Origin of the sequence: Microbacterium sp. A20, from assembly GCF_004794515.1 — a bacterium.
Classification (GTDB): Bacteria; Actinomycetota; Actinomycetes; order Actinomycetales; family Microbacteriaceae; genus Microbacterium.
Window position 1 is genome coordinate 1 of record NZ_SSDF01000028.1, and the last position, 8,585, is coordinate 8,585.

The window sequence follows — 8,585 nt, forward strand, 5'->3', positions numbered from 1 at the left end:
GAACTCGGTGAGCGCCCAGGTGTTCAGGTCGAAGTCCTCGAGGAAGTCGTACTCCTGGAACTCGGCGACCTCGGGCAGCCACCGCTCCGCGACGAACGCCCGGTGCGCCGGATGGGCGTCATAGGCGTCGTAAACGCTCTGATCGGCGAACATCATCGAGAACTGGTGTGTGAGGTCGCTCTTCGCGCTGACCTGGCGACGGATCGTGAAGTCCTCGACGCCGGGGATCGACGTGAGTACGGCGTGGCCGGTCGCCAGGAACTCCTGTTCCTCCGCGGAACCGGCCGGATGGATCAGACGGAAGACGACGGTGTGCTGGATCGGCATGAGGCTCCTGTCGGGGTGGTCACTGGTTGCTGAACGCGGCGTCGAACGAAGCTTCGGGTTTCGGCCACAGCAGCGACCGCACGTACGCCAGCGCCTCGGGGGCGCCGTGTAGACGGTCCATCCCGGCGTCCTCCCACTCGATCGAGATGGGGCCGGCGTAGCCGATCGCATCCAGCGCGCGGAACGAGTCCTCCCACGGCACATCACCGTGGCCCGTCGAGACGAAGTCCCAACCCCGCCGCGGGTCGCCCCACGGCAGGTGCGAGCCGAGCACCCCGGCCCGGCCGTTGTGCGGCCGCATCCGGGTGTCCTTGCAGTCCACGTGGTAGATCCGGTCCGCGAAGTCCACGATGAACCCGACCGGGTCGATGTTCTGCCACATCATGTGCGACGGGTCCCAGTTGAACCCGAACGCCTCCCGGTGCTCGATCGCCTCCAGCGCACGCACCGACGACCAGTAGTCGTACGCGATCTCGCCCGGATGCACCTCGTGCGCGAACCGCACGCCCTCCGCGTCGAACACGTCGAGGATCGGGTTCCATCGGGCGGCGAAATCCTCGAACCCGCCCTCGATGGCGGATGCCGGAACCGGCGGGAACATCGCCAGATACGGCCAGATCGACGAGCCGGTGAACCCGACCACGGTGTCGATGTCGAGCTTGCGCGCGACGCGGGCCGCCCGCTTCATGTCCTCGGCCGCCCGCTGCCGCACGCCCTCCGCCTCGCCGTCGCCCCACACGTACTCGCGCAGGATCGCCTGGTGTCGGAAGTCGATCGGTGCATCGCACACGGCCTGACCGGCGAGATGGTTCGAGATCGCGAAGATCTTCAGCCCGTGCCGGTCGAGGATCTCCCGGCGCGAGGCCACATAGGCGTCGTCCTCATCGGCACGCCGCAGGTCGAGATGATCACCGGAGGCGGCGACCTCCAGCCCGTCATAACCCCACTCGGCAGCGAGGCGGGCGACTTCCTCGAACGGCAGGTCCGCCCATTGGCCGGTGAACAGGGTGACCGGATGCGTGCTCATGGATGCTCCTTCGTATCGAAAGACCTGAGGGCGGCGATGCTGCGCGCGGCGAGTTCGTCCTGACTCGGGGCGAGCGGCCGCCACACGGAGGCCGCGACCGCGATCGTGGCGTTCTCCCCCGTGAAGCTCTCCAACCCCAGCGGGCCGCGATAGCCGGCGTCGTCGAGCGCCGCGAAGATCCCGGGCCAGTCGGTGTGGTCGTCCCCGACAGCTCCGCGGTCGCTCCCGCACACCTGCACGTGAGCGATCGCGGCACCGGCGGCCCGGATCGCCTCGGCGGGCTTCTTCTCCTCGATGTCGAGGTGGTATGTGTCGAGCGCGAGCCCGAGTCCCGCGCCGAGCAACGGGCCGAGCGCATCGAGGCTCTGCTCGACCGTGTTGAGCAGGCTCGTCTCGTAGCGGTTGAGCGGCTCGATCGCCAGTGTGATGCCCGCCTCGGCGGCCTCGGCGACGAGCGGCGCGAGGTTCTCTCGCAGCTCCCCCACGACCGCCGCCCGCTCGGCGGCATCCATTCGCCATGTCACACCGGTGGGCGCGTAGAACGGACCGGCCACGACCTCGGCTCCGAGCGTCTGCGCCGCCGCGATGCAGGCGCGCAGGTAGGTCTGCGACGCGGCCACATCGCCGGCACGGGCGACCAGCGAGCGTCCGGGCCCCATGGCTCCGACCACGATCGCGCCCAACCCCAGGCCGTCCAGCACATCACGGGTTCGCGCCGGATCCCAGTCGCCGACGCTCTCGAGCGGCAGTTCCAGCGCGTCGTAGCCGAGGTTCTTGGCCTTGCGGGCGAGCGGCTCGAGGGTCGCGTCGGTCAGCGGAGACGTCCACACCCAGGTGTTGACGGCGATCGTGCGGGGCATCGTTGTCCTTGTGATCGTGAAGCGCTCCCACCCTCCCACTCCACAGACGCGGAGCGGAAGGGTGGGAGCGGATTTCGGTTACGGGATCTGGCGCTCCTGCCACACCGTCGGGTAGCCGGGGAGGTTCTCCCCGCCGAACTTGGCGTAGTGGCCGTCGGGCATGCCCTCGTTGGCCTTCAGGTAGTCGTCGAGCTCGGGCTCCGTGATCGGCTTCTGCGGGAGGACCCACTCCTTCGGAACCTCTTCGCCGGCGAAGATCATCTGCGCCGCGAGCAGCGGGGTGCGCCACTGGAAGTTGGAGTACACCGGCGCGAGACCCGTGAGCCCCGTGTCCTTCCACTTGCGCAGGAAGCTCATCTCGTCCTCACCGGTCATGACCGGGTAGTCCGCTCCGGCGTCCTCGAACGCCTCGATGGCTGCGACCGCACCGTCACCGGCGTCCATCCAGATGCCGTGCACGTCACCCTTGGCGAGCTCGTCGCTGATGATGCTCTTGATCTCGGCGGGGTCGGCGCCCGTGAAGTGATCCACGGCCTCGATGCCGGCCTCGTCGAAGAGCTTCTCGGCGGCGGCCCAGCGGTGCTCGAGCACGTCGACACCCGGGAGGATGCGCAGAGCCACGACCTTGTCGCCCTCTTCGAGGTTGTCGATGAGGAACTCGGCCGTGTCGATGCCCCAGGCGAAGCCGCCGATCGGGTGGATGAACGTGACCGGGCAGTCGGTGTTCACACCGCGGTCGAACACGATGACCGGCTTGCCCGTCTCGCAGGCCCGCTCGACGGCCGGGGTCATGGCCGCCGTGCTGTTCGGCGAGATGAGGAAGACGTCGCATTCACCCTCGGAGATGAAGTAGTCGATGTCGGCGATCTGCGTGTCATCGGAGTCCTGCGCGTCGCGGGTCTCCATCTCGCTGATCGCGCCGGCCTCCTGCAGCGCCTTCAGCTGCTCGTTCATCGTGATCCAGCCGGTCTGGCGCCACGGGTTGGAGATCGAGGCGTTGGCGAAGCAGGCCTTCTTGGCTCCCTCGCTCGCGAACTCCGCCGTGTCGACCATCTCGGCGTTGATGTGCTGCAGGTACGGCTCGTCTTCCGGCCCCTGCGGAGTGACGCCGCGCTCCTCGTCCTGCTTGTCGAAGAGCTCCTGGTCGAACCACTCTGTCGTCTCTGCCGTCTCCTCGGGGTTCTCCGACTCCGCCGGCGCCACGGACGGGTCTGTCGTACACCCGGCGAGCGCGATGAGGCCGAAGAGGGCCACCCCTGCGGTGGCGATCTTCATCGATCGTCGCATTGCTAATCTCCTCTGGTTTCTGTGTTGATGGTGCGGGTTGTGGGTTCTGCAGTGACTAGATCTGAGGGCAGGGGGCCGCGCTTGCGCCGTGCCCGGAAGGCGACGGCGGAGTAGGCGACCGCGGCGATGATGATCACGCCCTGCACGGCATCGCGGAGCGTCGAGGGGATCCCGGCGATGTTGAGCAGCATGAACAGGGCTTCGAGGGCGAAGGCACCGGCGACCGCGCCGACGATCCAGCCGCGACCACCGCCCAGCACGACGCCGCCGAGCACCACGGCCGTGATGGCGGTGAACTCGTATCCGCGACCGACCGAGGGGTGCACACCGGCGTATCCGACCAGGAGCACGGCCGACAGCGAGGCCGAGAGCGACGAGATCACGAACGCGCGGGTGGTGACCCAGGCGCGGCGGGCTCCGGCGTAGTCGACCGCACCGGCGTTGTCGCCGATCGCGATCAGCGTCTTGCCCAGCGGCCGCTTGGTGATCCAGATGCCGAGCCCCAGCCACACGATGAGCAGCAGCACCGCCCAGGGGATGAACTCGAGGAACGGCACGTCGCGGATGCCACCGCGACCGATCTCGCGGAAGCTGTCGGCCGGGTTCCCGGTCGCCGCTCCCCCGGTCCACCACATCACTCCGCCGAGGAGGGCGAGCATCATGCCGAGCGTGACGATGAACGACGGCACCTTGAGCAGTGTCGTGATCACGCCGTTCACGAGGCCGACCGCCACCGCGAAGACGATCATGAGCAGCAGGACCGGCACCGTGCGGGCATCATCTTGGCCCACCAGGTTGCCGGCGATGATCACCTGCGCCGTGATGAGCGAGCCCTGCGAGAGGTCGAACTCCCCCGCGATGATCACGAAGTACTGGCCGATCGCGACGATCGCGATGGGCGCCACCCGCTGGAGGAAGCGCATGAACTGACCGGGCTCGGCAAAGCTCGGGTTCAGGATCGTGACGGCCACCAGCAGCAGCACGAGCAGCAGGAACACGGCCCCACGGGGACTCACGAGGGTGCGCAGCGCGTTCATGAGCGTCCTCCTTCCGTGGCGGTGCCGGTATCGGGTGCGGTGGTGGTGACGTCTGCGAGTTGTGACGCGGCGGCGGCCATCTCGGGCTCCGCCGCCTTCGCGGCATCGTCCCCGCCGGTGCGGGTGCCTCCGGCGCCGAAGCGCGGACGGCGGCGGATGATCGACCGCCGGCTGTACACGGCCACCGCGGCGACGATCACGACACCGCGCACGACGTCCTTGAGGAACGGGTTGACCTGCATGACGCTCATCACGTTGTCGACGACCGCGAGGATCGCCACGCCGCCGATCGTGCCCCAGATGGAGCCGCGTCCGCCGAGCAGCAGCGTTCCGCCGAGCACGACCGCCGCGATCGACAGCAGCGCGTAGCCGCCTTGCTGCCCGACCGTGGGGCTGCCGACGCCGAGGCGGCTGGCGAGCAGCAGACCCGCGAGCCCGGCGAACACCGAGCAGAGAACGTGCGCCCAGATGAGCGGCATCCGGATGCGGACCCCCGACAGCCGAGCGATCTCGGGGTCGCCGCCCACGGCGTAGAGATGGGCTCCGGTGCGGGTGCGGTTGAGGAGCACCCAGATGACCACGGCCAGCACGATCATGATGAGCGTGGATACCGGGATGGGTCCGACGCCGGTGGCGCCGATGAGCTGGAACGCCCAGGGCACCTTGCCCGCCGCCCCCTCGAAGTTCGTGTTGAGGATGCCCTGCAGGATGAGGCCGACGCCGAGCGTCGCGATGAAGCCGTTCACCTTGAGCACGGTCACGATGAGACCGTTGACCAGACCCACACCGGCGCACACGAGCAGCGTGACGATCACGGCCACCGGGATGTTCGCGGCGTTGTCGTTCATCATCGTGGCCGCCAGCAGACTCGACAGGCTGATCACGTAGGTGACCGAGAGGTCGAGGGAGGCTCCGAGCACCACGAGGGTCTGCCCGATGGCGACGAGCCCGAGCACGCTCATGCCGGTCAGGATGTCGCGGATGTTGCCGGCGCTGAGGAAGTTGCGCCCGACGGTGCCGACCAGGATCGCTCCGATGACGAGGACCAGCAGCAGGATGCCGAGCACGATGACCGTGGAGTCGATCTTCAGACGCTTCATCGCGCACCTCCGTCCGTCGCGGTTCCGGGATCGATGGCACCGGTCGCGGCCCCGAGGATCTCGTGCTCCGCGGATCCCGCCGGCAGCTCGGCGACGAGCTCGCCGTCGTGCATGACCAGGATCCGGTCGCTCATGCCGATCACCTCCGGCAGTTCGCTCGACACCATCAGCACGGCCTTCCCCTGCGCCGCGAGCTCGCGCATCAACTGGTACACGGCGTACTTCGCTCCGACGTCAATACCGCGGGTGGGCTCGTCGAAGAGCACGATCTGCGGCTGGGTGAGCAGCCACTTGGCCAGCACCACCTTCTGCTGGTTGCCGCCGGAGAGGAAGCGCACCTCCTGATCGACGCCCTGCGAGCTCACCTCGAGCGAGCTCAGGATGCCGGGCACCTCGCGCCGGGAGGCGGCGGTCCGGCCGGCGAACACGCTGCGGACGACGAGGAGCGCGTTGTCGAGGACCGACTGCCCGAGGGCGAGGCCCTGCGCTTTGCGGTCCTCCGACACGAGGGCGAGGCCGGCGCGGACCGCGGCGCGGGCGTTCGGGATGCGCGCAGGCGCGCCGTCGATGCGCATCGACCCCCGGGTGAAGGCCTGGATGCCGAACACCCCTTCCACCAGTTCCGTGCGTCCGGAGCCCTGCAGCCCGGCGATGCCGACTATCTCCCCGGCGCGGAGCGTGAGGGACACCCCGTCGACGTAGGCGTTGCCGCAACCGTCGAGTTCGAGCTTCGCCTCCCCCACCGTCGTACCCTCGACCGCGTCCGGGAAGTACGACTGGATGGAGCGGCCGACCATGCGTCGCACGAGCTCGTCGGTGGTGAGCGCCGCGGTGTCGTCGGTCGAGACGAGCGCGCCGTCCTTGAGGATCGTGATGCGGTCGCACAGGTCGAAGATCTCCTTCAAGCGGTGCGAGACGTAGATCACGGCGACGCCGCGGGAGGTGAGCCGGCGGATGATCGCGTAGAGCAGCTCGACCTCGCGGTCGCTGAGCGCGGCGGTCGGCTCGTCCATCGAGATGATCCGCGCGTCGAACGAGAGCGCCTTGACGATCTCGACGATCTGCTGCTCGGCGACCGTGAGCGAGCCGACGCGCGCGGTCGGCTCGATGAAGGAGACGCCGAGGTCGGTCAGCAGATCGGCGGTCCGGGAGTTCATGGCGCGCTGGTCGACGAATCCCCGCCGGCGCGGCTCGCGCCCGAGGTAGACGTTCTGGGCGACGGTGCGCTCCGGCAGCAGGGTGAACTCCTGGAAGACCGTGACGATGCCGGCATCCATCGCCTGGCGCGGGTGCGCGTGGTGCACCTCTTCACCGAGATACGAGATCGTGCCCTCGTCGGCCGGCTGCACGCCGGCGATGATCTTCATGAGCGTGGACTTGCCCGCGCCGTTCTCGCCGACGAGGCCGTGCACCTCGCCGGGCCGCACGTCGAAGTCGATCCCCTTGAGCACCTCGACGCCGAAGAACGACTTGCGGATGCCCGCCACCTGCAGCACGGGCTCTGTCGTGGTCGCGATCATGCCGTCACCTCCACCCATCGCCCGGCGTCTGCCGCCGAAGCGAGCACGGCCTCGGTCAGCACGGCCGAGCGGTAGCCGTCCGCGAACGTCGGCAGCCCGTCGGGTTCCGCCCCGGCGATCGCCGCATAGACGTCGGCGACGAAGCCGTTGAATGCATCCTGGTAGCCCATCGCGTGCCCGGCCGGAACCCGCTGCAGCCGTGCCGAATCCGGGTCGGCGGTGGCGGGGTCGCGCAGCAGCAGCCGGGATTCCTCGCGCATGCCGATCCACAGCTCCTCCGGCCGCTCCTGCTCGAAGCGCAGGCTCTGCCGGGAACCGTGCAGTTCGAGGGTCAGGGCGTTCTTGCGGCCGGCGGCCATCTGCGAGATGAGCAGCGTGCCGAGGGCGCCGGACTCGGTCTCGACGAGCACCGCGACGATGTCCTCGGTGTCGACCGACTGGCCGGAGCGCTCCGAGAAGACGCGACGGGTGCGGGCGCTCAGCGCGTGGATCCGCTCGCCGATCACGAACTCGATCAGGTCGCACAGGTGCGAGCCGATGTCGGCGAAGGCGCGGGATGCCCCACCGGACTCGGAGCGCACCCGCCAGTCGTCGTCGCTCGACAGCAGCATCCAGTCCTGCAGGTAGGAGCAGTCGAGGGTGAGCAGGTCGCCGGCCTCGCCGCGGGCGATCCGTGCCCGGGCCTCGCGCACCATCGGGTGATAGCGGTAGATGAACGGCACGGCCGCCACCAGCCCGCGGGCCTCCGCGGTCTCGGCGAGCACCTTGGCGTCCTGCGCCGTCGTGGCGAGCGGCTTCTCGCACACGACGTGCTTGCCGGCGTGCAGTGCCTGGAGTGCGAGTTCGGCGTGCGTGGCGTTCGGCGTGCAGACGTGCACGACATCGATGTCCCCCGCCTCGAGAAGAGCCGCCGCGTCGCTCTCGGCTCGACCGGCGCCGAGCGCCAGCGCGGCATCGCGGCTTCCTTCGCGGGAACGAGTGGCGACGGCGCGTAGCTCGCCGCCGGCGTCGCGGGCCGCGGTGCGATGCACGCGGGCCATGAATCCTCCGCCGAGGATGCCGGCTCGGATCGTCCCGAGACCGGTGTCAGTGACATCCGTTGTCATGCGGGGATTCTGACACAGACCGGCAGACTTTTGCTAGAGCTTCGTCAAAAGTTATCTGACGGAAATCGGAAGTCGATCGGCGGGACGCCGAAGTGCTGTGGTTTACTGACGCAATGGTTGACGTTCTCAGGCCGGCTCCGGCGATCGCATCGGGGATCGGAGAGATCTTCCAGATCCTCCGCGACGGTCACGCCAGGACGAAGGCGGAGCTCGCCGTGCTCACCGGCCTCGCCCGGTCGACCGTGGCCCTGCGGGTGGACGCGCTCCTCGCGGCCGACCTCGTCCGCCCCGCCGGGGAGGCCGTCTCGACCGGCGGGCGAC

At 68.9% G+C, this 8,585-nt stretch carries 8 protein-coding genes and 1 pseudogene; 1 reads left to right on the forward strand and 8 read right to left on the reverse strand.

Annotation, left to right across the window (positions count from 1 at the left end):
- The 8 genes from DW298_RS00735 to DW298_RS00770 form a co-directional block, all read right to left on the reverse strand.
- Nucleotides 1-327: Dabb family protein (locus tag DW298_RS00735; RefSeq protein ID WP_136040587.1), on the reverse strand; the 327-nt coding region annotated here is incomplete at its 3' end.
- Nucleotides 328-346: 19 nt separating this feature from the next.
- Entirely contained in the window at nucleotides 347-1,354 is a 1,008-nt protein-coding gene (locus tag DW298_RS00740; RefSeq protein ID WP_136040588.1) for a sugar phosphate isomerase/epimerase family protein, read from the reverse strand.
- The gene (locus tag DW298_RS00745) at nucleotides 1,351-2,214 is read right to left on the reverse strand and encodes a sugar phosphate isomerase/epimerase family protein (protein ID WP_136040589.1); all 864 of its coding nucleotides are present in this window, start codon (nucleotides 2,212-2,214) and stop codon (nucleotides 1,351-1,353) included. The genes DW298_RS00740 and DW298_RS00745 overlap by 4 nt, the downstream gene beginning before the upstream one ends.
- Before the next feature lie 78 nt (nucleotides 2,215-2,292).
- The gene (locus DW298_RS00750) at nucleotides 2,293-3,501 is read right to left on the reverse strand and encodes a substrate-binding domain-containing protein (protein ID WP_136040590.1); all 1,209 of its coding nucleotides are present in this window, start codon (nucleotides 3,499-3,501) and stop codon (nucleotides 2,293-2,295) included.
- Nucleotides 3,502-3,503: 2 nt separating this feature from the next.
- A complete protein-coding gene (locus tag DW298_RS00755; protein ID WP_136040591.1) occupies nucleotides 3,504-4,538 on the reverse strand; it encodes an ABC transporter permease in 1,035 nt (344 codons plus the stop codon).
- Complete coding sequence (locus DW298_RS00760; RefSeq protein WP_136040592.1) at nucleotides 4,535-5,638, reverse strand: ABC transporter permease; 1,104 nt, start codon at nucleotides 5,636-5,638, stop codon at nucleotides 4,535-4,537. The genes DW298_RS00755 and DW298_RS00760 overlap by 4 nt, the downstream gene beginning before the upstream one ends.
- Entirely contained in the window at nucleotides 5,635-7,158 is a 1,524-nt protein-coding gene (locus DW298_RS00765) for a sugar ABC transporter ATP-binding protein (RefSeq protein ID WP_136040593.1), read from the reverse strand. Before DW298_RS00765 ends, DW298_RS00760 begins: the two co-directional genes overlap by 4 nt.
- Complete coding sequence (locus DW298_RS00770) at nucleotides 7,155-8,264, reverse strand: Gfo/Idh/MocA family oxidoreductase (RefSeq protein WP_136040594.1); 1,110 nt, start codon at nucleotides 8,262-8,264, stop codon at nucleotides 7,155-7,157. The genes DW298_RS00765 and DW298_RS00770 overlap by 4 nt, the downstream gene beginning before the upstream one ends.
- 113 nt (nucleotides 8,265-8,377) lie before the next feature.
- Here DW298_RS00770 and DW298_RS00775 point away from each other — a divergent pair.
- A pseudogene (locus DW298_RS00775) lies at nucleotides 8,378-8,585 on the forward strand (sugar kinase); the annotation flags it as partial.